The following is a 26,904-nucleotide window of genomic DNA, read 5'->3' as shown; positions in this document are numbered from 1 at the left end:
ATTTCAAGCCTTCTTGAGCGCCAGGGTCGATCAGGTGGGCTAAAGCTCTGACACCTGAGGCAGTAGGCCACATGGATCGCATGCAAGCACCCTTGCGATGCGATACAGCTTCTCGACGGTGATGTTGACCTCGCCACGTTCGATTCGCCCTACGTAGCTGCGGTCGATATTGCACGCCAGCGCCAGTGCATCCTGGGAAATCCGGCAGGCCTTCCTCTGCACTCGGATGCGTTCCCCTAACGCTTTCGCCAACTTGTCCATGACCGTCTCAATTTAACTTGAGGCGGCACTATCGTGCGTTTGCGGACGCGCAGGCCACGGATTATAATCCGCATTTCTTTCGCGCTAACTCTTCTGGTGCCTCAATGAAATCGGCCTCGTTTATCTTCGACAGGCGTCTGTATGAGCTGCTTCAGGAGCCAGGGCGCACAACCTTTACGACCCGTGAACTGCGCGATGCCTATGCTGCTCGCCTGAATGGCACACATTTCCGTATCGTCGATGTGCGACGCTATGTGTATGAGCAGATCCGTCGACTAGCGCGCGCGGGCTGGGTTGCACTGGACGAGGACCGTCGTGTCCGAGGACAGGTCTACCACCTGCAGCCGATTCCGGCACACCTGCAACTGGAACTGATCGACAACGGTTTTGAGAACAGCCTTATGGCTGCCGGAGTGCCCGAACCAGACACGGCGGTACGCGACGTGGAGGCTTTGCCGCTTAAGTCGTCAGCCAATACGGATTTGCAGTTGGAGGCGCTCCACAAGGAAATCCGCTTGGACTTTCTCACTTCAATGGGCGAGGCAGAGCGATTCAAGCTGCTTCTGGACGAGATGCCGCATTTGCGCGACAAGGTTGAAGGCGATTACCTGGAGGCCAGGGATCGCAGTTCTCGCCTTCTGGGCCATTTACGCGCCATAGAAAAGACCCTCAAAACGCTCGCTGCGCCACGATGAGCAGATCGCTACGCAGCTGGCAGAACAGCTGCATCACCAAGGCGTTGGAGCACTTTACCGTCACGCAGCACTTCTTCTGCCAGGCAACGCCGGGAGCCGGGAAGACGCGCATGGCCGCGGAGCTGACAAGCCGACTGCTTCAGCAGGACAGAATTGACCTGGTGCTGTGCTTTGCGCCGTCCTGCCAGGTCGTGGAGGGCTTTCGTTCGACTTTTTCGGAAGTGCTAGGCAGACGTCTCGATGGCCAGATGGGTGCCGTGGGGGCGGCCTATACCTATCAGGCCATGGAATACCGTGATGAGGGATTCTGGCAGCTTCTTGATGACTATCGGGTGCTTGTGGTCTTCGATGAAATCCACCATTGCGCCGGCCACGATCCGCTCCTCAGCAATGCCTGGGGGCAGCAGATACTGCACCGGATACAGGATCGCGCTGTCTTCACGTTGGCTCTGTCTGGCACGCCCTGGCGTTCGGACGACAAGGCCATTGCCTTGGCTCGCTATTCGTCGCCCGAAGGGCATTTGATCTGCGATTACCGCTATGGTTTGAAAGACGCCATTGCCGACGGCGTGTGCCGATCCCCTCGCATTGTGTTGCTCGATAATCAGAAGGTGAAACTCACTGAAGAACTTGGCGCGGATAGCTCCGTCAGGCTGTTTCCCAGCATCGCCAAGCTTTTGGGGGAGTCACCTGTCACCTATGAGGAACTGCTGCGCCATGACGACGTGATCAATCCAATCCTCGACCTTGGCTACAGCAAGCTCAACGAGCTACGCCAGATCAAGCCTGATGCCGCCGGCTTGGTGGTGGCTACCGACATCGAACACGCTCAGCAAATAGCCCAGGCTCTGGAAGCAATGGGTGAAGAGTGCCGTATCGTGACCAACAAAACCCCGGATGCGCAGCAGGTGATCAATGCATTCCGCAGCAACACCTGCCGCTGGATTGTCGCCGTAGGAATGATCAGCGAAGGCACCGACATTCCACGCTTGCAAGTGTGCTGCTATCTCAGCCGTATCCGCACCGAACTGCATTACCGGCAAGTGCTGGGGCGGGTACTGCGACGCACAGGTGAATCGGATGACCAGGCATGGCTATTCAAGCTGGCAGAGCCGACGCTTCAGGGCTTTGCGGAGCGAATTGCAGATGACTTGCCGGATGACCTAGCGGTTTTGAGAGATGTGCAGATACCTGGATTTAATCCAGACTCAAGGCCTGAGCCGATGGGTGCTTCGGGCCATGTCGAGGGTATCGATGGTGCTGGGTTAGGTGGCGCAGAACCTGGTATTGGGTCGCAGGCTACGAACATCATTTCGCTGGGTGGCTATGCAACTGAGCCCGCTTACCACGTCAGCTTTTCCCAGCATTACCGGCAGCAGCTACTGGCTTGTTTTTGATGCTCAGCCAGTCGATGCTGCTCGAATGATGCCGGTATGCATGAATCCATAACCGGCCGGTGCCGCGTGGAACGTAATCGTGAGGTGCGTATGGAGATTAAGTCGCAGGCATTGGTCGATGTCGTTGAGGATGTGATCTGCGACGTGTGCCGCTCTGGAGCGCGTATCCCTGGCTATGGCCTTCAATACGGAAAGCTTGAAGCCAAATGGGGATATGGATCACAGCATGACGGAAAGCACTATCGGGTGCATCTCTGCGAGCCCTGCTTTTTCAGGGTGCTGAGTGGATTGCGTCGGGAGTGTATGGTCAATGGCATGTTCGATGATGAGCAGCCATTTTCCTCTGAGGATTTTGGCTTGGTCAGCAAGGGTAACTACTGGGAAAAGAGCTGATGACAGGACTGCGGCTGAGCGATCTTCTTGAACCCGTCATGCAGCTTGCTTACGCAGCAGGCCTACTTATTGAGTCAGAGCTTAATAGACCAGACGGCCCAAGGAGCAGTGGCTTTAAGGCAGACGTCGATGTTGAAATCGAGGTACTTCTTCGACAGCGACTGAAGCACATCCTTAATTGCGATTTGAATCGCCCCTAGTTTCGTAGACACCTCTAAGCCTCATAATGAGACCCAGCAGGAGGTGCCATGAGCAACCAGCGTTACCCCGAAGAATTCAAGATTGAAGCGGTCAAGCACATCACTGAACGCGGCTTGCGCGTTGCTGATGTAGCAGAGCGTCTAGGCGTGTCCGCGCACAGCCTGTACGCCTGGGTAAAGCGCTACAGCAAACCCCAAATACAGCGGCAGCAGGTAGATGATCAGCAGGCTGAGCTGCGTCGCTTGCGCGCGGAACTCAAGCGGGTGACCGAAGAGCGAGACATCCTAAAAAAGGCCGCCGCGTACTTTGCCAAGGAGTCCGGCTGAAGTACGCCGTTATCAGCAAACTGTCGGTGGAGTACCCGGTACGGCGTCTCTGCCAGACCCTCCAGGTACATCCCAGCGGTTACTACGCCTGGCTGGCCGAGCCGAAATCCGCGCGTGCCAAGGAAGATCAGCGTCTGCTCGGATTGATCAAGCATGCCTGGTTGGAAAGCGGCGGGGTCTACGGCTACCGCAAGATCCACGACGACCTGCGTGAGCTGGGCGAGTCCTGTGGCCGGCACCGTGTGGCTCGCCTGATGAGGAGAGAGGGGCTGCGCTCGCAGACCGGTTATCGCCGGCGCCCCGGGTACTACGGTGGCAAGCCGCCGGTGGCCTCGCCCAACCGTCTGGAGCGGCAGTTCAATGTCAGTGAACCGAACAAGGTCTGGGTCACCGACATCACTTACATCCGCACGTATGAGGGCTGGTTGTACTTGGCGGTGGTGCTGGATCTGTTTTCTCGCCAAGTGATCGGCTGGTCGATGAAGCCTCGGATGTGCAGCGATCTGGCCATCGATGCGTTGCTGATGGCGGTGTGGCGGCGCAAGCCCAAGCAGGAAGTGATGATCCATTCCGACCAGGGCAGCCAGTTCAGCAGCTCGGACTGGCAGAGTTTCCTCAAGGCCAACAACCTGATCAGCAGCATGAGTCGACGCGGTAACTGTCACGACAACGCGGTCGCGGAAAGCTTTTTCCAGTTGCTGAAGCGGGAACGCATCCGACGGAAAACCTACGGAACCCGCGAAGAAGCCCGCAGTGATGTGTTCGATTACATCGAGATGTTCTATAACCCCAAGCGCCGGCACAGCAGCGCTATGCAGCTATCGCCAGTGGAGTTTGAAAAGCGCTATTTCCAGAGCTTGGAGAGTGTCTAGGAAAGCTGGGGCGATTCACCTACAGCCGGCGCAACAAGCTCTACCATGCGGCCCAGGCACTGGGCAGCGTGATCCGCACGATCTTCCTGCTCAACTGGATCGGCAGCCGCGAGCTGCGCCAGGAAGTCACCGCGAACACCAACAAGATCGAGTCCTACAACGGTTTCTCGAAGTGGCTTTCGTTCGGTGGAGACGTGATTGCCGAGAACGATCCGGACGAACAGCAAAAACGTCTGCGCTACAACGACATGGTGGCCTCATCGGTGATCCTGCAGAACACTGTGGATATGATGCGTATTCTGCAGAAATTGGCCCGAGAGGGTTGGCAGTTCACCGACGAGGACGTGTCCTTCCTCAGCCCCTACCTGACCAGCAACGTCAAGCGCTTCGGCGAATTCAACCTCAAGCTCAACCGGCCACCGGAGCCCTGGATCAAGGACTTGGTGTTCCAACAAGCTGCCGGCTCGCTGCGGGTGATCACACCTCGCCAGCTAGATACCGAGAAAACCACATGATCAATGTTCCTCCCGCAGCCTTTCGCGTTACACCGTACGGCGAAGTCGATGCGGTGGCGTTGGAAAACCTGCGCGACGGCTTCGACGCCTCTCAACTGCTCCGGCTGGTTGATCGATTGGACGCCTGCTTGCTGGAACTGGGCGGAACCACCGCCATTCGCGACGAGCTGCTGAGATTGCATGCGATGGCTCTGACGATAGTTGAGGGCATCGCCCTTACGGTGCCTGCCGAGAATGCTTGTATCTGGGCAGAGGCCGAATCTCTACAGATGGATCTTGAAGCGCTGGTTTCCTGGGCTCGCACTGCTCAGCTCCTCCTTGCGCCGCTTATAAATCTCGCACCAATCCACGAGGCATGAGCTCTCTGGATGATTTCGACAAGACTCAGCTGTTCCTGACCATGGATAGGATCGCCGGTAAATGGATCACCTCAGCAATCAGCTCTACGAGTGGGTGATCACAGCCGCTGCAGCCAGCTCGCGAATGGACTCCGGGAGCGCTAGGGCCAGGGGAAGCACTACAAGCGAGTTGCGAGTGCTTGAACTGAAGGCCGATAGCTGGAGGCGACCTCGAATGTGCGCTAGTGCTACGTTCTAGTGACAGTCCCCATGCCCAAAATTTGGTCTGCAAATTCGATCAGGCTAGCGAATCGGTCAGGACCACGGATGGCATCGCGCCGTAGGTGGAAGCCATGCACTCCCAGCCTTTCGGGACCGAGCACATCGGCCTCCAATGTATCGCCAATCATAGCAATGGAAGACGCTTTGCAATCCAACCGCTTTACCAGATGATCGTAGATCGCCGGCTCCGGTTTGATCGCGCCCACCTCGAAGCTCCAGGCATAGGCGTCAAACTCAGGCAGTAGCAACATGGCTGGTATGGCATAGGGGGTAGCCAAGTTGGAGCATAGCGCCACTTTTAGCCCCGCTCTCTTAAGGCTTTCCAGTGCCCGCAGAGCGTCATCATAGGGACGCACGCTTGCCAGTTCCGCGTAGAGATCAAGCTCCAGAGTAGCAAGCTCAACGTTACCTAGTTGTGTACCAAACAGATTGGCGGCGCCGGCCAGCCCCACGTTTTGTGTCATCAATGTCCTGGCATCATCGGCCCTAGGTTGACGACCTTGGCTGCGTGCCTGTTTTAAGAGGTTGCGAAATGGCCGCCGCCGTTCACCGATTTGCAGGAGCGTGCCATAGACATCAAAAATTACGGCTTCTATCAAAACAGAGTACCTGCGCTTAGGCTTTTGCACGGTTCGGTATTCATCAAAATGAAGCGGCCGAGCATCGAACAATGGAGGCATAGGCTAGGCCAGCAGGCGGTATCTGCGCGAGCTACTTTTTCAGCAGCTCGCTTCAACATACATACGACCTGACATACCAGAGAACCTGACAGAAATGTAATGGTTACTTCAGCCTTTGGTCAGGACGCTTTGCATATATTGGCTGTCAGACGCTGCAAGCATTGAAAAACCGCAAATGTCCCTGCAATAGGCCAAGTTCGTCGCTAACCAATCCATAAGGTGCCCCGTATGTCCTCTCAGCAGTGCCATCACCAGCCCGACCAAACGAAAGGTACTGCAGCACTCACAGACCCCGTCTGCGGGATGAAGGTGGAAGAGGATAGCGAGCATCAAGAGCATTATCAGGGAAGCACTTACCGCTTCTGCAGCCAGGGTTGCCAGACCAAGTTTCGTTCCGACCCTGCTCGATATCTCGCTGCACCGCAGGCTCATGGGACCTCCTCTCGGGCATCTACCCCACCCGCACAGAAACCACCCGCCGGTGATGCAACGACAGAGTACACCTGCCCGATGCACCCTGAGATCCGCCAAATGGGTCCAGGTGATTGCCCTATCTGCGGGATGTCATTGGAACCTCTGATCCCTGAACTCGACGAGGAGGAGAATCCCGAACTCAAGGACTTCTCGAAGCGATTCTGGTGGTCTCTGCCCCTGACCGTAGCAGTAACCCTGTTGGCAATGGCGGGACATGCGATACCGCTGTTTCACGGCGCTAGCCAGAACTGGGTTGAACTAGCCCTTACGACCCCGGTTGTCTTGTGGGCAGGTTGGCCATTTTTCGTGCGCGGTTTCGCATCAGTTAAGCATCGCAGCCCAAACATGTGGACGTTGATCGGGCTTGGCACAGGGGCTGCGTATATTTACAGCATCGTAGCAACCGTCTTACCGAGCATATTTCCAGAGTCATTCACTGTGGGCGGCCGGATAGGCGTTTACTACGAAGCCGCAGCGGTCATCATTTCACTGACGCTTTTAGGTCAGCTGCTCGAACTGAAGGCCCGCTCTCAGACATCTTCCGCAATCAAGTCCCTGCTTGGCTTATCACCCAAAACAGCTCGCCGTATCGCCAAGGATGGTTCCGAGGAGGACATCCCGCTCACACATGTTCACGAGGGCGACCATCTGCGCGTTCGTCCTGGTGAAAAGGTACCCGTTGATGGAGAGGTGTTAGAGGGCGAGAGCGCCGTCGACGAATCCATGCTAACGGGCGAGCCGGTTCCGGTGACGAAGCGGACAGGCGATTCGCTTATCGGCGCGACGATGAACACGAGCGGCTCGCTTGTCATGCGAGCCACCAGGGTTGGCTCCGGGACTATGCTTTCACAAATCGTCCAGATGGTTGCGAATGCGCAACGCTCCAAAGCACCCATGCAGCGAATGGCGGACACGGTTGCGGGTTATTTCGTGCTGACGGTCATTGGTATCGCCTTGCTGACATTCTTTGCATGGGGCCTGTTTGGACCCGAGCAGGGCTGGGTATTCGGCCTGATCAATGCAGTTGCGGTTCTGATCATTGCTTGCCCTTGCGCACTTGGCCTTGCAACGCCTATGTCGATCATGGTTGCCACAGGCAAAGCGGCTGGAAGCGGAGTGCTTTTCAGAGACGCAGGCGCCATCGAGAACGTCCGTAAGGTAGACACGCTGATTGTCGATAAAACAGGAACCTTGACCGAGGGCCGACCTGTCTTCGATCGGGCCATAGGCGTCACGCCGTTTGACTCGCAGGAAGTCATCCGTTTGTCTGCCAGCTTGGATCAAGGTAGTGAGCATCCCCTAGCCCACGCGATCGTAGACCATGCCAGAAGCGAAGGTATCCAGCTGGCGAAGCCAGAGACCTTCGAGTCAGGGTCAGGTATCGGAGTCCGTGGTCTGGTGGAAGGCAAGCAGCTACAACTAGGCAACACCGCGCTTATGGAAGATGCGGGTGTGAGCGTCGAGCCGTTGAGAGATCAGGCAGAAAAAATGCGCGAGAGCGGTACCAGCATTGTGTACCTGGCTGTTGATGGGGCACTTGCCGGCTTGCTGGCCGTATCGGACCCAATCAAACCGACTTCCAAGGAAGCTGTAGCGCGGCTCCAAGCGGAGGGCGTGCAAGTCATCATGGCCACCGGCGACGGGCTTACCACTGCCCGCGCGGTGGCTCGTGAGCTATCGATCGATGAGGTGCATGGCGAAGTGAAGCCGCAGGACAAGGAGGCGCTGGTGGTTAAGCTACAAGCCCTAGGTAAAGTAGTCGCCATGGCAGGCGACGGAATAAATGATGCGCCGGCGCTCGCCAGGGCTGATGTCGGCATAGCGATGGGCACGGGCACTGACGTCGCCATGAACAGCGCCCAAGTTACGCTCGTTAAAGGTGACCTGATGGGGATACTGCGCGCGCGCACGCTTTCGGTGGCGACGGTTCGCAATATGCGTCAGAACCTTCTGTTTGCCTTTATGTACAACGGGTTGAGCATCCCGATTGCCGCAGGTCTGCTCTATCCGTTCTTCGGACTGTTGCTGTCTCCGATGATTGCTGCCCTAGCCATGAGCCTCAGCTCAGCATCGGTTGTGTTCAACGCACTCCGGCTCCGTCAAACGCGTGTAGTTTGAAGCCTGTCGGCTTAGGCTTAGGCTTAGGCTTAGGCTTCGGTTGCGAAGCGACCGAAGCCTCATTGATTGCTCATGAATTGCCCCGTAAGCTGGAAATATGAAGTCCTACATGCGCTCCTTCCTTGTCCTGCTGCTAGTGCTCGCGCTTCCGATCAACGGGATGGCGCAATTGCTCATGCCGGTTGGGTCGTCAGCGCATCACGTAATGCCTGATAGGGTAGGCATAGAGGCTATGGCAGCCAGCCACGCGTCGATGGCTGGCGTCAGCGGCGCTGAGCCCGAGTGCTGTGAAGCGAATGAGCATGGAACGGCGACCGTCTGCAAGACGGGCCAAGAATGCAAAACTGCAAGTATCCTTCAGCTTGTCTCAATAAAAGCCCAGCTGATGCCTGCTGCTAAACCCGTGACCACTCCCTATAACGGCCTGATCCCCTCTAGCCTTTTAGACGCCGTCTGGCATCCACCCCGCGTCTAATTCCGATCAAATTATAGGAACCGCCCGAGTGAGCATTCGGGCCGGCTACCGCGCGCCTTTGGCTCGCATGAAAGATCAGGAATCCTTCGCAAATGAAACCCCGTATTTATTGGGCGCCGCCGTACGTGGCCGCCTTGATCATGGGCGCGCTCTCGTTTCCAGGGTTAGCGTCCGCTTTGACCTTAGAACAAGCTCTGAGCGTGGCCGAGCAAGACGCGCCTTCGCTGCATGCGCAAGCCGCCAACCTGGTGGCCGCACGCAGCGCTGCAATCCCTGCCGGCGAGCTTCCTGACCCTAAACTTAAGCTTGGACTGCAAAGCGTGCCCATCGAAGGTGACGCTCGCTGGCAGTTGGAGCAAGAGGCCATGACCATGCAAATGGTTGGGGTCATGCAAGATGTGCCAAACCGAGCGAAAAGGCGCGCTCGTGTCGAGGCCGCGCAGGCTAGTGTTGCGCTCGCAAACGCCCAGCAAACGGTTGAACGTCTCGGTGTGCGCCAAGCAACCGCCGAGGCATGGATCGCTAGCTTCGCGGTCGAGCAGAAGCTAAGCCTTTTCAAGCAGCTTTACAGCGAGAATCAGCTCCTTTCGCGGGCTGTTCAGGCCCGCATTGCTGGCGGCAGCGGACAAACCGCAGATAGCGTACTTCCGAGGCAAGAGGCAGCATTGCTGGCTGAACAAGAGGATGAGCTGCTGCGTAACCAGGCTGTTGCGCGGGCCGGCCTCCGGCGCTGGATAGGCGAGCTAGCAGGCCAGCCGCTTACAGGTGACTGGCCGCAATGGCTTGCCGCCGTTGATAACTATCAGCACAACCTGAACCGGCACCCGGCGTTACTCGCCTTCGACCCGATGACTCGTGAAGCGGAGGCAAAGGTTCACCAGGCCATCGCAGAGAAAACACCGGATTGGAGTTGGGGGGTCGACTACCTGCGACGTGGCCGTGAGTACGGCGACATGGTGAACCTCAGCGTCAGCTTCGACCTGCCGCTGTTTACCAGCTCTCGGCAGGATCCGAAGATCGCGGCCGAACGAGCTCGCCTTGCCCAGATCGAGGCTCAGCGCCAAGCGACCTTGCGCCTGTACAACCAAGAGCTGAGTACTGACCTCGCTGAGTATCAGCGTCTGGACCGCGCACTCATCCGCCTCGACAAAACCTTACTACCCCTCGCTGAAGAGAAGGTCCGCCTTGCCATGGCCGATTACCGCTCCGGAAGCGGTGAGCTGACCGCTGTGATCGAAGCGCGACGACAGCTTGTGGAGACCCGGCTACGGCGTATTGACGTCGCCCGCGATCGATCGTTGAGCAATGCCCGCCTGCATTTCGCCTTTGGAGATACCCGACCATGACATTCCAACACAAGCGGCTGGTACTCGCCTTCAGTCTGCCTCTGATGATTAGCGCTGCAGCGCTAATCGGTCTGCCTACCGCAGCCTTCGGACAATCGCCTGCAGAAGAAGACAAGGAAGTGCTCTATTGGTATGACCCTATGGTCCCCCAGCAAAAGTTCGATAAGCCGGGCAAGTCGCCATTCATGGATATGGAATTGATTCCACGCTATGCAGATGAGGGAAGCGACGGGGCATCGATCAGTATCGACCCGAGCGTGACGCAGAATCTCGGCGTGCGCTTGGCAACCGTAACGCGTGAATCGATCAGCCAGTCGCTCGAAGCGACAGGCGCGTTGATGTTTGACGAGCGAGACGTGGCGGTTGTGCAGGCGCGTGCCGGTGGCTTTGTCGAGCGCGTTTACGACCGAGCACCGGAGGATGTCATCGAAAAAGGCGCGCCGTTAGCCGATCTTTTGGTTCCCGAATGGGCTGCCGCACAGGAAGAGTACCTGGCGCTCAAAGGGGTCGGCCAACCCCAGCTGCTCGCAGCGGCTCGCCAGCGGTTGCGCCTTGCTGGCATGCCGCCAGAAGTCATAGTGCAGCTAGAACGAACTGGTAAAGCGCGCCCCGTTTGGACAGTGACGAGTCCAATAGGCGGCGTGCTGAACAGCCTCGACGTTCGCGAGGGCATGACCGTACCCGCCGGCGCTACTCTTGCGCGCGTCAACGGGCTGGACACGGTTTGGCTAGAAGTTGCAGTACCAGAGGCGCGGATCGCAAATTTAGCGCCAGGGCAATCAGTAACAACGCGCCTGCCCGCTTTTGCGGGTGAAACGCTGGAAGGAACGATCCAGACGGTACTATCGCAGGCCAACCTGGATAGCCGCACTGTGCGTGTCCGGGTCGAGCTACCTAACCCGCAACAACGGCTTCGTCCCGGCATGACGGCCGAGGTGACGTTGAGTCGCAACGTCGAAGATGTCTTGGTCATCCCGTCCGAGGCGGTCATTCGCACCGGTCGGCGCGCATTGGTGATGCTGGCCGAGGATCAAGGCCGTTACCGCCCGATTGAGGTTCGCACAGGCCGGGAATTCGATGACCAGACAGAGGTGCTTGAAGGGCTGGAAGCCGGTCAGAAGGTCGTGGCGTCCGGTCAGTTTCTCCTGGATTCAGAGGCGAGCCTACGCGGGCTGACCGCTCAGGGTTTGGAGGAGCCTGCAACTTCTACAGAACCTGCGCTGCACGAGGCTGAAGGTACGATCGTCAGCCTGGAAGATGGCATGGTTGGCCTGTCGCATGGGCCGTTCAAGACGCTGAACATGCCTGGGATGACAATGTCCTTTCCGGTTGCAGATCAATCGCTCCTAACAAAGTTGCAGACCGGCGATCACGTCCGTGTCGGCGCGCGTGAAAGCGAAGAGGGCCTGGTCATTGAGCACATCGAGAAGCTGGGGGGCCAGCCATGATCGCAGCCATAATTCGCTGGTCAGTGGCCAACCGCTTTCTGATCCTGCTGGCTACTGTGTTCGCGGTGGCTTGGGGTGTCTGGTCGGTCAAAAACACCGCTGTTGATGCATTGCCAGACCTTTCCGACGTTCAGGTCATCATCCGCACGCCATACCCCGGGCAGGCGCCCCAGATCGTTGAGAATCAGGTCACCTACCCACTGACGACGACCATGCTGTCTGTCCCCGGCGCAAAGACGGTCCGCGGCTACTCCTTCTTCGGGGATAGCTACGTGTACGTCCTGTTTGAGGACGGCACCGACCTCTATTGGGCCCGTTCTCGGGTGCTGGAGTACCTGAGTCAGGTGCAGAGTCGGCTTCCCGCCGCCGCCAAACCCGCTTTGGGCCCTGACGCCACAGGTGTCGGCTGGATCTACCAATATGCTTTGGTAGACCGAACGGGCAAACATGACCTCTCGCAGCTGCGCTCTTTGCAAGATTGGTTCCTGCGCTATGAGCTCAAGACACTGCCCAACGTGGCGGAAGTCGCGCCCATAGGCGGGATGGTCAAGCAGTATCAGGTCGTACTGGATCCCGTGCGCATGGCAAGCAGGGGCGTGACGCAGCAGCAGATTGCAAAGGCGATCGATGAAGCCAACCGTGAAACCGGCGGGAGTGTTCTGGAACTCGCAGAAACCGAGTTCATGGTCCGTGCGACCGGGTATCTCAAGACACTCAAAGACTTTCGAGCCATTCCTTTGCGTCTCGACGGCGGCGTGCCAGTGACGCTAGGGGACGTTGCGCATATCCAGCTCGGCCCGGAAATGCGCCGGGGCATCAGCGAGCTTGACGGTGAAGGTGAGGTAGTCGGCGGCGTGGTGATCCTGCGGAGCGGCAAGAACGCTCGGGAAACCATCGCTGCCGTTCAGACCAAACTGGATGAGCTGAAAGCGAGCCTGCCCCAAGGCGTCGAAATCGTCACGACGTACGACCGTAGCAAGCTGATCGACAGTGCCGTTGAAAACCTCACGCACAAGCTCATCGAGGAGTTCATTGTCGTTGCGTTGGTTTGCGCGATTTTTCTGTGGCATCTGCGCTCGTCGTTGGTCGCCATCGTGTCGTTGCCGATCGGCATCCTGATTGCTTTTGTGATCATGCAGCGGCAAGGCATCAACGCCAACATCATGTCGTTGGGTGGCATCGCGATCGCCATCGGAGCGATGGTCGATGCAGCAATCGTCATGATCGAAAACGGCCACAAGCACATTGAGGCCTGGCACAAGCGGCATCCTGACTCCACCTTGAAGGGCCAGGAGCACTGGAAGGTCATTACTGACGCGGCTGTTGAAGTGGGGCCGGCATTGTTCTTCAGCCTGCTGATCATCACGCTGTCGTTCATTCCAGTGTTCACCCTGGAGGCGCAGGAAGGCCGGCTGTTCGGTCCACTGGCGTTCACCAAAACCTATGCAATGGCAGCCGCCGCGGGCCTGTCTGTCACGCTGGTTCCGGTGCTCATGGGGTATTGGATCAGGGGCAAAATCCCTGACGAACACCGTAATCCACTCAACCGTGGCCTCATCTGGATCTACAAGCCGGCCCTGGACGCGGTACTGCGCTGGCCCAAGATGACTCTGCTGGTGGCTGTTCTGGTCTTCCTGACAGGCTTGTGGCCGGCCTCTCGCCTTGGTGGGGAGTTCTTGCCCCCGCTGGATGAAGGTGACCTCCTTTATATGCCCACTGCGCTTCCAGGCCTCTCCGCTCAGAAGGCTTCTGAGCTACTGCAGCAGACGAACCGGCTCATAAAAACGGTTCCAGAAGTTGCACACGTGTTCGGTAAGGCTGGTCGAGCCGACACCGCTACAGATCCCGCCCCGCTGGAAATGTTCGAGACGACCATTCAGTTCAAGCCGAAGGATCAATGGCGCCCTGGGATGACGCCTGACAAGCTGGTTGAGGAGTTGGATCGCACCGTACAGGTACCTGGATTAGCCAATCTGTGGATCCCGCCGATTCGAAACCGTATCGATATGCTGGCGACGGGTATCAAGAGCCCGATCGGGGTGAAAGTGTATGGCACTGACTTGGCACAGATCGACAAAGCCACCCAGGCAGTGGAAACAATCGCCAAAACGGTGCCTGGGGTCAGTTCGGCGCTTGCTGAGAGACTGACCGGCGGCAGGTATATCGATGTGGATATCGATCGTGTCGCCGCCGCACGCTACGGCCTGAATATCGCGGACGTGCAATCGATCGTGGCCGGTGCCATCGGTGGTCAAACCATTGGTGAAACCGTGGAAGGGCTCGCCAGGTATCCGATCAACCTCCGCTATGGCCGCGAGTGGCGCGACTCGATATCCGATCTGCGCAACCTACCGATCTACACGCCGCAAGGCAGCCAGATCACGTTGGGGACCGTGGCCAAAGTACAGGTGACAGACGGACCGCCCATGCTTAAAAGCGAAAACGCAAGGCTGTCGGGCTGGGTTTACGTCGATGTTCGTGGCCGCGACATGGCGGCTGTGGTGGGCGATCTGAGGGAAAAGATCAGCAAAGGGGTCCAGCTCGAATCCGGCATGAGCATCAGCTATTCCGGCCAATTCGAATTCATGGAGCGCGCTAACGCGAAGCTGAAGCTCGTCGTTCCGGCTACCTTGCTGATCATTTTTGTATTGCTCTACCTAACGTTTGCCCGCTTTGGCGAGGCGCTGCTCATCATGGCTACGCTGCCATTCGCTCTGACCGGGGGCGTCTGGTTCCTATATCTGCTCGGGTACAACCTATCCGTAGCGACAGGAATCGGATTCATCGCACTGGCAGGCGTTTCTGCTGAGTTCGGCGTCATTATGCTGCTGTATTTGAAGAACGCCTGGACGGATCGGGTTAACGCTGGAGCCCATGGCGAAGGCGTCCTGCTCGACGCCATTCGTGAAGGTGCTGTCCAGCGAGTGCGCCCCAAGGCCATGACCGTCGCCGTGATCATCGCTGGCCTGCTGCCCATCCTTTGGGGCAGCGGGACCGGCAGCGAAATCATGAGCCGTATTGCCGCGCCCATGGTGGGCGGGATGATCACCGCGCCGTTGCTCTCCCTGTTCGTTCTGCCGGCAGCCTACCTGCTGATGCGCCGCCGGCAATTGCAGGCCCAGCACGCAACCAACTCCCCTGGAGAACATCTATGAACATCAAGCACATCACCCTTGCCTCACTCTTCCTAGTACCAGTCGCCTATGCCGCCGACAAGGAGCCAATGGACGGCATGCCGATGGATCACAAAGGCATGAACATGCCAATGGACCAGAAGTCGGCGGGACAGACCGCTACAGCCACAGGTACGGTCAAGAAAGTAAACACCGAGAGCGGAACCGTCACCATTGCCCACGGCCCGGTCGAAGCGTTGGGCTGGCCGTCGATGACGATGGGCTTCAAAGCAAAGCCTGATCAGCTCCAAACGCTGAAAGAAGGGGACCAGGTCGAATTCGAGTTCTCCTCGAAAGGTATGAATTCCACCATTACGCGCATCGAAAAGCAGTAAAGAGCAGAAAGCGACCGCCGCAGGCGCGGCGGTCGTACCAACACGAGAATGAAGCGATTACCGCTTTGTAACCTTGGCAACAGCTTCTTGTAAGTAGCAAGCCTTTAATCTACAGGCATCAACTAACCAAGAGGTGCAAACCATGAACCGCATAACCAAAGTAATCGTTCCTTTTATTCTGACCGTTGCTTCCTCGCTTGCAATGGCCGAAGGCGGAAGCGAACGTACGCTGAATCGCTTAAATGACTCGGCAGGAGCAAAGCCCACCCTTAAGGAGCTTGTCAAAGAGGGTCAAGTGCTGAGCATCGCACCTGCAGGGGCGACCGGCACGACTCGAATGATTCAAAACTATAGAACTAGTGCCCAAGTCCAGACGTATGAGATGAAGGTCAAGACCCCCGACGGGAAGATCCATACGGTAGAGTTCCTGAGCACCCCAGTTGGCGTGAACAATGGCTAATCTGCCAAGCTTAATATCCGAGGGATAGTTAGATGAGCAGCATAATATCCAAGATTAAAAGCGTACTGCAGCGCAATCCGGTCGTAACGGGGTTAACCGCAGCTGTGGTTGGCTACATGCTACTGAACCAAAGCACTGCGGCGTTGGCAACAACGCTGCCAAGCCTGCTCTTTCTCTTGCCCTGCTTGTTGATGATGGTCGTATGCATGAAGCATATGTCTAGCGGTAAGTGCGACAAGCCCAAGGAGCCCAACGTTGGCGAAAACACCTTGTTAAGCAAAAGCGAATAACCCACTGAACTTGGAGATTTAACATGCGAAAGGCCATCACCGTTACAGCAATCGCAATCACCTTGGCGAGCGGACTGAGTTTCGCAGCGGCAGATAAAGCGGACCAAAGCCATTCAGAAACCGGCATGATGAGCGGCGACAAGCATATGGAAATGATGGGTGACATGCGTGGAATGATGAAAGAGTGTCGTGAGATGATGGGGGCCGCCAAAGCCGACCACTCGCAAAATGGCGAAAATCCAGACGCAGCATAGGATATGAGGGTGTGAGTAACAATGATCGAAGCAGGTGGGGGGTGCCCCACCTGCTTTTTTGTGCTTGATGGCCTAACCAGGACCGTACTGATGGGAAAAGTGTCACTGACGAGCAGAATGGCGATAGCTTTCATGCTCGTGGTTACGGTTGTGCTGCTGGCGGCCGCAATCAGCTTTAATTATTTTTGTCAGCTCCATTTCGAACGCAAAGATGCACAAGTGCTTAATGAAAAGGCCGCTGCAGTAGAGCGTACGCTACTCAACAGCTCAGCATTCGGGCCTGAGACCGCTTCAAGGATCGATGCCGTTATTGAGCACTCCTTTGGCTTCGCGACTGCGGTTGTAGTAGACGGTAAGACGGTTTACTCCCATCACAATCTGTCTGAGAGCTTGCTACCTCTTGTCACAGACATCCAAGAGGAACGCTGGACGGTAAGTTTCGGTGGCCACCAGTACAGCGGAATTACCAGAAAAGTAAATCGGTGGGTAGAAGGGCAGGACACTGTTATCTATTTGGCTTTGGATGTAACGCACCGAATCCACTTCTTCGATATGATTCAGCAGTGGTTTGCTTATACGCTTGTCGTTAGTGCACTTCTGAGTGGCGCGTTAGGTGTTGTTCTGATCAGGAAAGGCTTAAAACCAATAGACGAACTGTCCAAGACTTCTTCTACGGTAACCGCCCACTGCTTAGATACCAGAATTCCAACCGAGTCGGTGCCAGGCGAGCTGCATGAACTCGTAGACAACTTCAACGAAATGCTTTCGCGCTTGGACGACTCTTTTCTCAGATTGTCAGGTTTCTCAGCGGATATCGCGCATGAGCTAAGAACGCCGCTGAACAGCATGCTTACCCAAATGGAGGTCGCGCTCTTGCGCGACCGCGAGAATACCGACTACAAAGACATTTTGTATTCCGCCCTCGAAGAACTTAGGCGCATGTCAAAGATGGTCGATGACATGCTATTCCTCGCCAAGGCGGACAACGGGAAGATTACGCCCAATGCCGAAGATGCCAGCATGGCTGAGATTACCGCGAGCGTTATCGAATATTACGAGCTTGCAGCCGAGGACAAAAAGGTAGAAATCGCGCTTTCAGGCGATGGATCGGTACATGGCGATAAATCGATGCTGAGACGGGCCGTCTCAAACATAGTCTCTAACGCAGTTCGATATGCAGAGGAAGGCAGCACCATCAGCGTTGAAATAAGCGAGAGCGGTGGCTCGGTTTGCACAGCCATATCCAACCGAGGCACAACGATTCCAGCCGAGCTTCAGGCCCGAGTGTTTGATCGATTCTATAGGGTCGACACCGCAAGGCGCGAAGGAACCACCATGAATGCGGGCCTCGGCATGGCTATCACTCGTTCGATAGTCGAAGCGCACAAAGGGCGCATCGCTTGCGAATCAGCTGAGGGGCATACGACTTTCACAATGACGCTTCCAAAGCTTATGTCTAGTTAATGGCAGAGTGCCAGCAACGACCCTGACCTACGCTCATAGAAACGCCAGGCTGAACCGAAAGAGGCCGAGACTTTCGAAGCTGTATGTTTGGTTCTGGAGGTTCCCGTGCAAGCGTCCTCATCGAGAAAATGCGGTACGACAGCCGCAGCGCTCAACGAAGCGTGCTTCTGCGTAAGCCTAGATCAAGCTGCGCTCGTAAACTCATTGACCGAACAGCTTGGGAATTCAGAGCTGTCGGAGCTATTGAAGTCACGTTGCCCTCATGTGTTTGCAGCACGACCGGTCTTTGTTTCATCCTTGCGGCTGCGCCAGGTTAATGAGGTTATTCAGGCCATCGAGCAGACCGTGAGCTCGCCGGGTTGGCGTGAGCATGCTCTGGATTCTGCACCTCCTATTGCCCGACACGATCCTCGGGGCGCGCGCGGCGTCTTCTTTGGCTACGACTTCCATCTGGATGATGACAAGCTTGGGCTCATCGAAATAAACACAAATGCGGGCGGAGCGATGCTAAACGTATTGCTCGCCCGCGCGCAGCGTAGTTGTTGCAGCGGCGTAGTCGGGCTTTCGCCAGGTCAGGAAGGACCCGGCGGCTTCGAGCGTTCGATTCTGGATATGTTCGCCCAGGAATGGTCTACGAGCGGCGAGCAACGTCCGCTCACGCGCGTGGTGATCTTGGATGAAAGCCCACAAGCCCAATATCTGTATCCGGAGTTCCTTCTTTTTCAGCGGTTATTCGAGTCAGCAGGAATCGACTGCCTAATCGCAGACCCAGCCGATCTGGCCTTTCACAACGAGTCCCTCTTGGTCGACGGAAAGCCTGTGGATCTCGTCTACAACCGATTCACCGATTTCTATCTGGAAGGCGACAATTGCAGCGCGCTGCGCAGCGCTTATTTGGCTGATGTCGTGACGGTAACGCCACACCCTCAGGCCTATGCCCTTTACGCCGACAAACGCAGGTTGGTTGACCTAACCAACGCACGTTTTTTGGAAGAGATTGGCGTTGATCAGCAAATCCGAACCGTATTGGCCCAATACGTCCCGCTTACCGTTCCTGTCGGGCATGGTAATGCAGAGCACCTGTGGCAAAACCGCCGTAGCCTCTTTTTCAAGCCTGTCAGCGGGTATGGTAGTCGCGGTGCATACCGAGGAGACAAGCTCACCAAGCGCGTTTGGGAAGAAATCGTTGGCGGAAACTACGTGGCCCAGTCCCTTGTAGCTCCTGGCGAGCGTAGAATCGTCGCCGACCCTCAGGTACGATCGATGAAGTTTGATCTGCGCGCTTACGCTTATGCTGGCGAGGTGCAGTGGAACGCTGCCAGGGTCTACCAAGGCCAGACGACCAACTTCAGAACAGAGGGGGGCGGTTTTGCTCCCGTTTTTACCTTAGGCGAGGAAGAGGAGCGAGCCGGTTCTACAGAGCAACGGTCGCACGCCTCGTTCACGTTCTTGCTCGACGAAACCGGCGCCGTAGAGGAACTGCCGCACCCGCTATATCTGGCGCTGGTTCGAGCCGAAATGGCTACTTCTAAGCTTGCCGGTAAGCGTTTCCGATTGGCGGACTGGTATGTGGCAATGGAAGATGGCCATCCTTCCGAAGTCATCCGAGAATTGTACGGCTGGGTTGCTTTCGACGCAGATGGCGCCTACCACCCTGAAGTTGGCCCACCAGAAAATGGTCAGCCAAATAGTATTGGCAATGTTGACTCATCTGCCCTGCCAACACCGGAAGAACATGATCGAATCGAAGGTCTGTTGTTTCAAAGTGAGTGAGGTCCCGCGCGCCACGAAAGGCGCGGCTTGGGACAGAATAACCTCGCCGCTCAGTTTTGGAGCCAGCTACACCCAGCCGTCTTAGCCGCCACACATCTAATGTGCGAATACTAACCCTGCGGTCACACTCGACAAGAACGTGGCATATGCTGGGTGCTGAATTGTTCTCTCCGAGTGTTCTATTGCTCACGATAACTCTTTGGGCTTGCTAAGCCGAGTAGTCGGGTCTCAAGGCTTGAAGGCCATCTTAGTGGGCCCGCTCTTTCGCGCAGTGGTCCATAGCGCGACGTTGGTATTGTCTGCTTATAAGCTATTAGCGATTGATTAGTTCAGGGGAACATTACGCGTAGTACAGCGCTGGCAGCGCTTTAAGCCGGTCTTAAAGCGGTCGATGATTACATTTTTGTAAGCTTCTCAAAAAATCGAAACCTCATCATCTTCGGCTTGTCCGTTTTTAGGAGAGCATTCGAAAGCCACTTCTAAGCAGGGCTGCGCGAACACGTTGAGTCGCCGATCCAGCAGCAATCATTAAAGAGGTCTAACTATGCAAATGTCTTACTGGCGCTTTGCAGCGATGGTAGCCACGTCTACGATCATTATGTATGGCGTGATGTACTTAAATACTTACTCGTTCGAGCATGTTTTTTGGAGCGAGACTCGCGCTTGGATGGCATTAGTGATGGGCGCGGTAATGGCAGTAGTCATGCTCGCATTCATGCTCAACATGTATAAGCGTAAGTCAGTAAACCTAGCGATATTGGCAGGAAGTGCAGTAGCTTTTACCATTGCACTATGGCTTGTACGTGGGCAAGCGACGGTAGACGACACGGACTACATGAAGGCCATGATCCCCCACCATTCCATAGCAATCCTAACAAGTGAACGAGCTCAGATTTCAGATCCTCGCGTCCGCAAGTTAGCTGACGAAATCATCGACGCTCAGCGCCGAGAAATCGCAGAAATGAAGTCCCTGATCAATGAACTAGAAAGGGCAAATTGATTCCCAGAAACGGTGTGTCCACAGCCCAGGGCATGACGGTGGCGACATTGATGGTCTCGCTACCGCTCAGGCGAATCTCCTCAGCGATTGCCGCGCCGAGATTTATGACGCCACCTTTGGTCGCTGCGGAGGAGGCATGATAAGCCAGCGGTATCTCGCTCTCGACTGAGCCCACGTTGACAAGCGTGCCGAAGCCTTGAGCTCTGAACTGGCGCATGGCTGCGTGGCTGCCATAGATCATGCCCTTAAGATTGACATCCACGATCCGCGCATGGTCCTCGACGGGAACGTCCTCGAAACGACCCAGCGCTCCGACCGCAGCGTTGTTAATCCAAACGTCGATCCTGCCGAAACGCTCGATGGCGGCTCGTGCCAAGTCCTGCATCTCGTTCGGGTTGCTCACGTCGGTGGTCACCACCAGTGCCGATCCTCCAGCCATGCGTATCTGCGCGGCCAGTTCTTCGAGCACGTCGGTCCGGCGGGCCGCTAGCACCACGTCGCCTTGCAGAGCGGCAAGCTTGAGCGCCACGCCGCGGCCGAAGCCACTGGAGGCACCAGTGATGACAAAGGTTTTGCGAGCAACGCTTGGCTGGTCGCTTGGTTTCAGGCGCGGGGAAACGGCGCAGCCACTGAGTTGCAGAACGGCGAGCAGTACTAGCAGCAAAGCCAATCGCTGCGATGGGAATATTCGCAAAACCATTTTCGTTTTCTCCCAGCAAAATAAGGTCGCATGGCCCGCTTGGTTGTTGTTGGACCGCCTTTTTGCCAGGAGCTTTCATGCTAATTCACTCAATTAGTTTTCAGCGCTCAATCGGGAGACAGTGGCAAGAGAATAGACCGTTACGGTGGCGATCATCGGTGGCTAAGTAAGAGTTGCTAGCGCGTAACTATCGTATTTCGCTTTGGAATGAAATGCTGCTGGACAGGGATTGATTCGCTCTTGGCAGTTGCGGGTATCGTACGCACTTTTTCGATATGTCATGGAGGCGCGAACATTAAGCGCACCATGGCTTTTCTTATTCTTCGAGGGGCTCTGACACTCCCAATTTAGTAGTGCCAGAGCAGTGAGTTACGGATGTTATCCTGCCATACGCTCACATTCCTCAGCGCAGTTCATGCACGCCTTCGCACACTCTTGGCAATGATCCATTTCATGCTTCGCGCATTCCTCTCCGCATGCACGGCAGATCTTGGCGCAAAGGGCGCAGAACTCCTTAGCATATTCACTTTCGCGGCTCATCAGTGTGGCAGCCAACCTGCAAATGTCCGCGCAGTCGCGGTCAAGCTCGATGCAGCGAGCCATCATTTTTACATCATCCTCGCGTAGGCAAGCAGAGGCGCACATTTCGCACACTAGGGCACAGTTCGAACAAGCTTGGATACAGGATGCGAACATTGAGTTTGTCATTTACGTTCTCCAGGGTTCGATAGTTGTATTTCGTCGTTTGGTTACTGGCCGATATGGCTCATCAGCCTGTTAGCAGACACTGAATTACGACACGCTCCTACCGAGCCCGTTTCGAAAAACCTCATTACAATGTTGTAAGGTAAGTCCAACCGCACCGGGGATCTGCGGGCGCAGTTGGTGGCGATGTGGCCGTCAGATTGCCTGTACGGCTTCGCTAGTCTGTTCGAGATGATTGAGTTGAAAATGAGGGAGCTCCCTGTCGCCACGACTGGGAGCATTCGTTGGGGAACGGCCGGAGCGCAAGCCGCTTAACTAGGTAAGTTACTGGCCTTGCGGCCTAACTTTTAGGAAGGAAGCAATTGCAAAGCCCTCCGGTACCGTTGCGTCGACTAGGATGGCCTAGGGCCGATCCTCTGCTTGCTGAACCGCCTTTCTTAGAGCCTCGATCAGAACCGCATAGGCACACATATACCGGATGTTAGTGCTCGTGTTGCTTCCCGTCTGCGTGCACATGGTTTTTTGAAGGGGATTTGCCTTCCGCATCGGCACTGTCACTGCCATTGCTGTGCTCAACCGCCTGGGGCTCCTCGGACGCATGATGGTCATCGCTTTCGTTATTACCATGATGACCGGAGCCTGATTGGCCGGATGCTCCACCTGTGCTGCTGGAGCCATGGTGATCCGAGCCGCCACTGTCGCCCTGATGGTGGTCGCCCGAGGCCATCTCGCCGTGTTGCTCACTATGCCCAGCTGGGGTCTCCCCACCACCATGCTGGTGACCACCGCTAGACGCAACGAGTGCTCGATACGCTCCTTCATCTAACTCAGGAAGCTTCTGCAGAAAAGCCACCATTCCCCAGATGTACGGGTCAGCCATGCTTTTACCCCACGCGGGCATCCCAGTGGCCTTGATGCCATGCTTGATGACCCAAAATGTTTTTGCTGGGTCACCGTATAGCCCCGCTTCAGCCAGGCTGGGTGGAGCGGGATAAAGGCCATTGCTTAGCTCGGTCTCAGCCATGCCTGGCGCCAAATGACAACCCACACACATCGAGTCGTAGTTCCCCGCCCCGGCGCGGATTTGGTCTTCATCGTCGAGAGATGGCACGACTATGTCTTCGGAACGAACCTCAATCGAGCGATTGCGAGCAGTTTCCAGGAATGCGTGCACGACTCCCGTATGAGGATCATCCGCGGCAACGCTAATCAGTCCTGAGAAAACAACTCCGGCCACTACCAACAGGCCCAGAGCACAGAAGGCAGCGAAGCTAATAATTATTCTTTTCATCGAAGGTCCTTAAAACCAAAGCCTGATGCCAGCAACGAACCGCGCCTCATCTAGGTCTTCGCCCTCATCTCTCGCCATATCAGCGGTATTACCGTATGCCCGGCTCCACGTGACGCCGATGTACGGTGCGAACTCACGAACGATTTCGTATCGGAGGCGGAGCCCCACCTCTGTATTTGCTAGACCAGCGCCCACTCCGCGTGCAGGATCGTCCTTGCCATAGAAATTGAGCTCGGCAGTCGGTTGGAGGATGAGCCGGTTAGTTAGGAGAATGTCGTACTCGCCTTCAAAACGTGCTGCTGTCTGCCCACCTTCACCGACGAAGGCGGTGGCTTCCGCCTCAAACCCATACAGCGCCATCCCCTGGACGCCTAAAGCCGCCCACGTCTGCGGCGACTCGGGCTTAAAGTCCTGGCGAACACCTGCTACTACATCCCACCAGGGACTGATTGCACGCCCGTAAAGCGCCTGAATTTCCGCGTCTTCAGTAACGCCATTCGTTCGCTCACCTTCCGAGCGAAACCAGAACCGATTGATATCGCCACCAATCCAGGCAGTAGCTTCCCAACTGAGGGTGCTACCTTCATTTGCGTCCTGGTACTCAAGTTGATCTAGCAGAAGGAACCAGGCCAGATACTTGTCATGGACCGTATGACCTTGAAGACCAGGGAAAGCCGCTTCTCTATCCGCATCGGTCAATACTGGAATGAACGAGGGATGAACCATGCCGGGCATTTCGAGCGTATCGTCATGCTTCATTTGGCCATGGTTCATCTTGCTATGGTCCATCGCACCATGACCCATTGCAGAATGGTCCATTTGCCCACCGGAGCCATGATTCATTGCCGCGGGCTTGGCAGAAGATGCAGGGGCTTGAGCTGCCGGAATAGGAGGGGTTTGATGCATCGAGTGATCCATCATCTCGGCGGCGTTGGCTATCCGTCCAGCCGCTGCGCTCAACGAAACTCCGAGCGCAATAAGAGCAAAGCGAGAAGATCTAGTGGTCATGGTGCGAATCCACCTCAGTACCAGTAGCCTTCGGGTCATGATCCATCTTGCCATGGTCCATTTCACCATGGTCCATCGAGCCATGACCCATGTCGCCGTGGTCCATTTCTGAGTTAGAGGAGCCTTGTGTCTGAGATGCCGGCTTGTTGCCTGAATTTTGCGACGAAGCCGATGGTTGCTTGTGCTGATCATGCGTTTGCTCTGCAAACGCAGCTGATATATTCATTACGCCCAGCAGACTGAACATTAACGCGCTGCCGATAAGAGTTTTACGCTTCATAAAATTTCCCATATAAAGTTCCTCTTACTCGTCCACTCGGACTTCACGAAACATGCCCATTTCCATGTGAAGCAGTAGGTGACAGTGATAAGCCCAACGCCCGAGTGCATCGGCTGTCACGCGGTAGCTGCGCTTCGAACCTGGAGGCATGTCGATCGTGTGCTTGCGAACCATGAACTTTCCATTGTCATCCTCAAGATCGCTCCACATACCATGCAGATGAATCGGATGGGTCATCATGGTGTCGTTGACCAAAGTGATGCGTACCCGCTCGCCATATTTGAGCCGCAGGGGCTCTGAATCAGAGAACTCTATGCCGTCAAATGACCAGGAGAACTTCTCCATGTGGCCGGTGAGATGGAGTTCGATCGTCCGACTGGGCTCACGGCCGTCCGGATCGGGGAAAGTGCTTCTCAAGTCGCCATAGGTCAGGACTCGGCGGCCGTTGTCTCGTAAGCCAATACCGGGATCGTTCAGCCTGTGAGTTGGGCTCATGGTCTGCATGTCCACCAGTGGGTTATTGGACTCTGAGGGCGGGTGCGATTGCATATCTGCGCTCATTCCAGCCATTCCAGAGTGGTCCATCCCGGACATCCCACCCATTTTGCTGTGATCCATGCCGGCCATTGCGCCCATGTCGCCCATCCCTTGCATGTCACCGTGGTTCATGCCGGACATGTTGCTATGGTCCATCGCGCCCATGTCGCCGCCATGGTCCATGCCCGCCATACCGCCCATGCTGCCGTGATCCATCCCCATGTCGTCCATGGTGATTAGTGGTCGAGGATCGGTTTCTGGAACAGGAGCGCTCAGCCCTTCGGCAACCGCTAGCGTGCCACGGGCGTATCCTGTGCGATCCATCGATTGGGCGAAGATCGTGTAAGCCTCCTCGGTCGCAGGCTCGACAATCACATCGTAGGTTTCTGCCACGGCAATGCGGAATTCGTCGACGCTAACTGGGTTGACGTATTGGCCATCGGCTGCGACTACAGTCATCTTCAGCCCTGGAATGCGGACATCGAAATAGCTCATGGCCGAGCCGTTGATGAACCGCAGACGAAGCTTCTCGCCGGGCTTAAAGATGCCGGTCCAGTTCCCGTCGGGTGCTTGGCCGTTCATTAGATAGGTATAGGTGTAGCCGCTTACGTCGGCGAGGTCGGTAGGACTCATTTTCATCTGAGCCCACATTTTCCGATTCGCAATCGTAGCGGCCCAGCCGTCTTCGCTCACGTCGTTAATGAAGTCTCCGACAGTGCGCTTGTGGAAGTTGTAATAATCGGACTGCTTCTTGAGCTTAGAAAGGATTCGAGCGGGATCCTCATCGGACCAATCAGTCAACATCACCACATAGTCGCGGTCATAGCTGAACGGTTCGGGATCCTTCGCATCGATGACCAAGGGACCATAGACACCAAGCTGCTCTTGTAGGCCTGAATGACTGTGGTACCAATAGGTACCGTTCTGTTTAACCTGAAACTTGTAGACATACATGCCATCGGGAGCGATGCCGTGGAAGCTCAATCCAGGCACGCCATCCATGTTGGCCGGCAGGATCATGCCGTGCCAGTGAATCGATGTATCTTCGCTCAACTTATTTCTGACTCGCAGCGTGACGGTATCCCCTTCACGCCAACGTAGAAGCGGCCCTGGGATGGTCCCATTGATAGTCATCGCTGTCCGGGCCGCGCCGGTGATATTGACCGGCGTCTCCCCAATCAGCAGATCGAACTCCGTGCCACTTAGTACGCTGGGCTGGCCTGGGCTAGTCACTGCCCAGACCGGAGCTCGCCACAAGCCAAGACCGCCAAGGATGCCTGCGGCAGTCAAGCCTTTAACAAAGGTTCGCCTAGAGGTTTTACGTTGCATGTGTAGGTTCCAATCAAACTAAGGAGCCAAGCCGAAACCAGCCGTAAGGTTGGTGTTGCCAGCGTTAATTGATCTTAGAAACTCGCGCACGGTCTGTCTTATCAAGCGACTCGCCTTTAATCGTAAATATGGCATGCCTAAGAAAGACGCGGGATTACATTTTTGTAAGCTTAAAGCGCTTCAGAAATCGCCCAAAAAATCGCCTGTGAGCATGTCAATCTCCAGGTGGAAGCTGCGCAATGGCTTTTGATTTCCGTGCAAGGATCCGGTTGCAACGATACTCATTGAAGTCAAAGATTGCTCAATGTACGGCTAATACCAGCAGCCTCTAACCGCTGCCTTCACATTATTATATTCCGATCATCTTAATAGTTTAATCTAGGCTGCAGCTTTGATAATAATCGCTTAAAATAATGTGAGCTGTTAATACTGATATCGCCGGTTCTTCCAACGAATGTTGCAACTACCAACACCGTGGCAACTA

The 26,904-nt window shown here is 56.0% G+C and carries 24 protein-coding genes and 2 pseudogenes; 17 read left to right on the top strand and 9 right to left on the bottom strand.

Features of this window, described 5'->3' with window-relative positions; all coding sequences use genetic code 11:
• Window positions 1-39: 39 nt before the first annotated feature.
• Window positions 40-261: a helix-turn-helix domain-containing protein gene (locus KCX70_RS18945; RefSeq protein WP_034022576.1), complete on the bottom strand. Its 222-nt coding sequence runs from the start codon at window positions 259-261 to the stop codon at window positions 40-42.
• Between the two features lie 104 nt (window positions 262-365).
• Here KCX70_RS18945 and KCX70_RS18940 point away from each other — a divergent pair, with 104 nt between their 5' ends.
• From KCX70_RS18940 to tnpC, 6 genes and pseudogenes are all read left to right on the top strand, one after another.
• Window positions 366-956 carry a hypothetical protein gene (locus tag KCX70_RS18940; protein WP_212618446.1) on the top strand — a complete coding sequence of 197 codons (591 nt, stop codon included), beginning with the start codon at window positions 366-368 and terminating at the stop codon, window positions 954-956.
• Complete coding sequence (locus KCX70_RS18935) at window positions 953-2,353, top strand: DEAD/DEAH box helicase (protein ID WP_212618445.1); 1,401 nt, start codon at window positions 953-955, stop codon at window positions 2,351-2,353. Before KCX70_RS18940 ends, KCX70_RS18935 begins: the two co-directional genes overlap by 4 nt.
• A gap of 90 nt (window positions 2,354-2,443) precedes the next feature.
• Complete coding sequence (locus tag KCX70_RS18930) at window positions 2,444-2,746, top strand: hypothetical protein (protein WP_212620387.1); 303 nt, start codon at window positions 2,444-2,446, stop codon at window positions 2,744-2,746.
• Between the two features lie 248 nt (window positions 2,747-2,994).
• Window positions 2,995-4,145, top strand: a protein-coding gene (locus KCX70_RS18925) for an IS3 family transposase (protein ID WP_085988587.1) whose coding sequence is annotated in 2 segments (ribosomal slippage) — window positions 2,995-3,232 and window positions 3,232-4,145 — 1,152 coding nt in all. Because the reading frame shifts where the segments join, the coding sequence is not laid out codon by codon here.
• A pseudogene (locus KCX70_RS18920) lies at window positions 4,142-4,660 on the top strand (Tn3 family transposase); the annotation flags it as partial. The gene KCX70_RS18925 and the pseudogene KCX70_RS18920, both read left to right, overlap by 4 nt.
• Window positions 4,657-5,019 (top strand): Tn3 family transposase post-transcriptional regulator TnpC, encoded by a 363-nt coding sequence (gene tnpC / locus KCX70_RS18915; RefSeq protein WP_212618444.1) that lies wholly within the window; start codon window positions 4,657-4,659, stop codon window positions 5,017-5,019. The pseudogene KCX70_RS18920 and the gene tnpC, both read left to right, overlap by 4 nt.
• A 25-nt stretch (window positions 5,020-5,044) precedes the next feature.
• On the opposite strand, the pseudogene KCX70_RS23355 reads toward tnpC, so the two are convergent.
• Together KCX70_RS23355 and KCX70_RS18910 are read right to left on the bottom strand one after the other, a co-directional pair.
• Window positions 5,045-5,211, bottom strand: a pseudogene (locus tag KCX70_RS23355) (arsenic resistance protein); the annotation flags it as partial.
• A gap of 35 nt (window positions 5,212-5,246) precedes the next feature.
• The gene (locus tag KCX70_RS18910) at window positions 5,247-5,879 is read right to left on the bottom strand and encodes an HAD family hydrolase (protein WP_212618443.1); all 633 of its coding nucleotides are present in this window, start codon (window positions 5,877-5,879) and stop codon (window positions 5,247-5,249) included.
• 309 nt (window positions 5,880-6,188) lie between these two features.
• Between KCX70_RS18910 and KCX70_RS18905 the strand changes: the two genes are divergently transcribed.
• The 11 genes from KCX70_RS18905 to KCX70_RS18855 all read left to right on the top strand — a co-directional run bounded on the left by KCX70_RS18905 (window position 6,189) and on the right by KCX70_RS18855 (window position 20,570).
• A complete protein-coding gene (locus KCX70_RS18905) occupies window positions 6,189-8,552 on the top strand; it encodes a heavy metal translocating P-type ATPase (RefSeq protein ID WP_081002777.1) in 2,364 nt (787 codons plus the stop codon).
• 567 nt (window positions 8,553-9,119) lie between these two features.
• On the top strand, window positions 9,120-10,373 hold the full coding sequence (locus tag KCX70_RS18900) for a TolC family protein (RefSeq protein ID WP_014822248.1): 1,254 nt from the start codon (window positions 9,120-9,122) through the stop codon (window positions 10,371-10,373).
• On the top strand, window positions 10,370-11,821 hold the full coding sequence (locus KCX70_RS18895) for an efflux RND transporter periplasmic adaptor subunit (RefSeq protein ID WP_014822247.1): 1,452 nt from the start codon (window positions 10,370-10,372) through the stop codon (window positions 11,819-11,821). The genes KCX70_RS18900 and KCX70_RS18895 overlap by 4 nt, the downstream gene beginning before the upstream one ends.
• Complete coding sequence (locus KCX70_RS18890; RefSeq protein WP_212618442.1) at window positions 11,818-14,976, top strand: efflux RND transporter permease subunit; 3,159 nt, start codon at window positions 11,818-11,820, stop codon at window positions 14,974-14,976. Before KCX70_RS18895 ends, KCX70_RS18890 begins: the two co-directional genes overlap by 4 nt.
• A complete protein-coding gene (locus tag KCX70_RS18885; RefSeq protein ID WP_212618441.1) occupies window positions 14,973-15,329 on the top strand; it encodes a copper-binding protein in 357 nt (118 codons plus the stop codon). The genes KCX70_RS18890 and KCX70_RS18885 overlap by 4 nt, the downstream gene beginning before the upstream one ends.
• Window positions 15,330-15,471: 142 nt before the next feature.
• The gene (locus KCX70_RS18880) at window positions 15,472-15,789 is read left to right on the top strand and encodes a co-regulatory protein PtrA N-terminal domain-containing protein (protein ID WP_003292648.1); all 318 of its coding nucleotides are present in this window, start codon (window positions 15,472-15,474) and stop codon (window positions 15,787-15,789) included.
• Window positions 15,790-15,821: 32 nt separating this feature from the next.
• On the top strand, window positions 15,822-16,079 hold the full coding sequence (locus tag KCX70_RS18875; protein WP_003292647.1) for a DUF2933 domain-containing protein: 258 nt from the start codon (window positions 15,822-15,824) through the stop codon (window positions 16,077-16,079).
• Window positions 16,080-16,102: 23 nt separating this feature from the next.
• Window positions 16,103-16,333 (top strand): hypothetical protein, encoded by a 231-nt coding sequence (locus tag KCX70_RS18870; protein ID WP_003292646.1) that lies wholly within the window; start codon window positions 16,103-16,105, stop codon window positions 16,331-16,333.
• Between the two features lie 90 nt (window positions 16,334-16,423).
• Window positions 16,424-17,797: a heavy metal sensor histidine kinase gene (locus KCX70_RS18865; RefSeq protein WP_003292645.1), complete on the top strand. Its 1,374-nt coding sequence runs from the start codon at window positions 16,424-16,426 to the stop codon at window positions 17,795-17,797.
• Window positions 17,798-17,902: 105 nt separating this feature from the next.
• Window positions 17,903-19,570, top strand: a complete 1,668-nt coding sequence (locus KCX70_RS18860) for a hypothetical protein (RefSeq protein ID WP_212618440.1) — start codon at window positions 17,903-17,905, stop codon at window positions 19,568-19,570.
• A 544-nt stretch (window positions 19,571-20,114) separates the two neighbouring features.
• Complete coding sequence (locus tag KCX70_RS18855) at window positions 20,115-20,570, top strand: DUF305 domain-containing protein (RefSeq protein WP_003292642.1); 456 nt, start codon at window positions 20,115-20,117, stop codon at window positions 20,568-20,570.
• On the opposite strand, the gene KCX70_RS18850 is transcribed toward KCX70_RS18855, so the two are convergent.
• From KCX70_RS18850 to KCX70_RS18825, 6 genes are all read right to left on the bottom strand, one after another.
• Entirely contained in the window at window positions 20,545-21,234 is a 690-nt protein-coding gene (locus KCX70_RS18850; protein ID WP_231600321.1) for an SDR family NAD(P)-dependent oxidoreductase, read from the bottom strand. The two genes, KCX70_RS18855 and KCX70_RS18850, sit on opposite strands and share 26 nt — an antisense overlap.
• Window positions 21,235-21,648: 414 nt before the next feature.
• On the bottom strand, window positions 21,649-21,978 hold the full coding sequence (locus KCX70_RS18845) for a four-helix bundle copper-binding protein (protein ID WP_041754615.1): 330 nt from the start codon (window positions 21,976-21,978) through the stop codon (window positions 21,649-21,651).
• Between the two features lie 478 nt (window positions 21,979-22,456).
• On the bottom strand, window positions 22,457-23,266 hold the full coding sequence (locus KCX70_RS18840; RefSeq protein WP_212618439.1) for a c-type cytochrome: 810 nt from the start codon (window positions 23,264-23,266) through the stop codon (window positions 22,457-22,459).
• A 9-nt stretch (window positions 23,267-23,275) separates the two neighbouring features.
• Window positions 23,276-24,274: a copper resistance protein B gene (locus tag KCX70_RS18835; protein WP_212618438.1), complete on the bottom strand. Its 999-nt coding sequence runs from the start codon at window positions 24,272-24,274 to the stop codon at window positions 23,276-23,278.
• Window positions 24,264-24,554, bottom strand: a complete 291-nt coding sequence (locus KCX70_RS18830; RefSeq protein WP_170934340.1) for a hypothetical protein — start codon at window positions 24,552-24,554, stop codon at window positions 24,264-24,266. Before KCX70_RS18830 ends, KCX70_RS18835 begins: the two co-directional genes overlap by 11 nt.
• A gap of 24 nt (window positions 24,555-24,578) precedes the next feature.
• Window positions 24,579-26,420, bottom strand: coding sequence for a copper resistance system multicopper oxidase (locus KCX70_RS18825; protein ID WP_200629238.1), 1,842 nt, complete (start codon window positions 26,418-26,420; stop codon window positions 24,579-24,581).
• Between the last annotated feature and the right edge of the window lie 484 nt (window positions 26,421-26,904).

The sequence above is a fragment of the Stutzerimonas stutzeri genome (genome assembly GCF_018138085.1).
Classification (GTDB): Bacteria; Pseudomonadota; Gammaproteobacteria; order Pseudomonadales; family Pseudomonadaceae; genus Stutzerimonas; species Stutzerimonas stutzeri_AI.
This window is presented reverse-complemented; position numbering and strand designations above follow the sequence as displayed.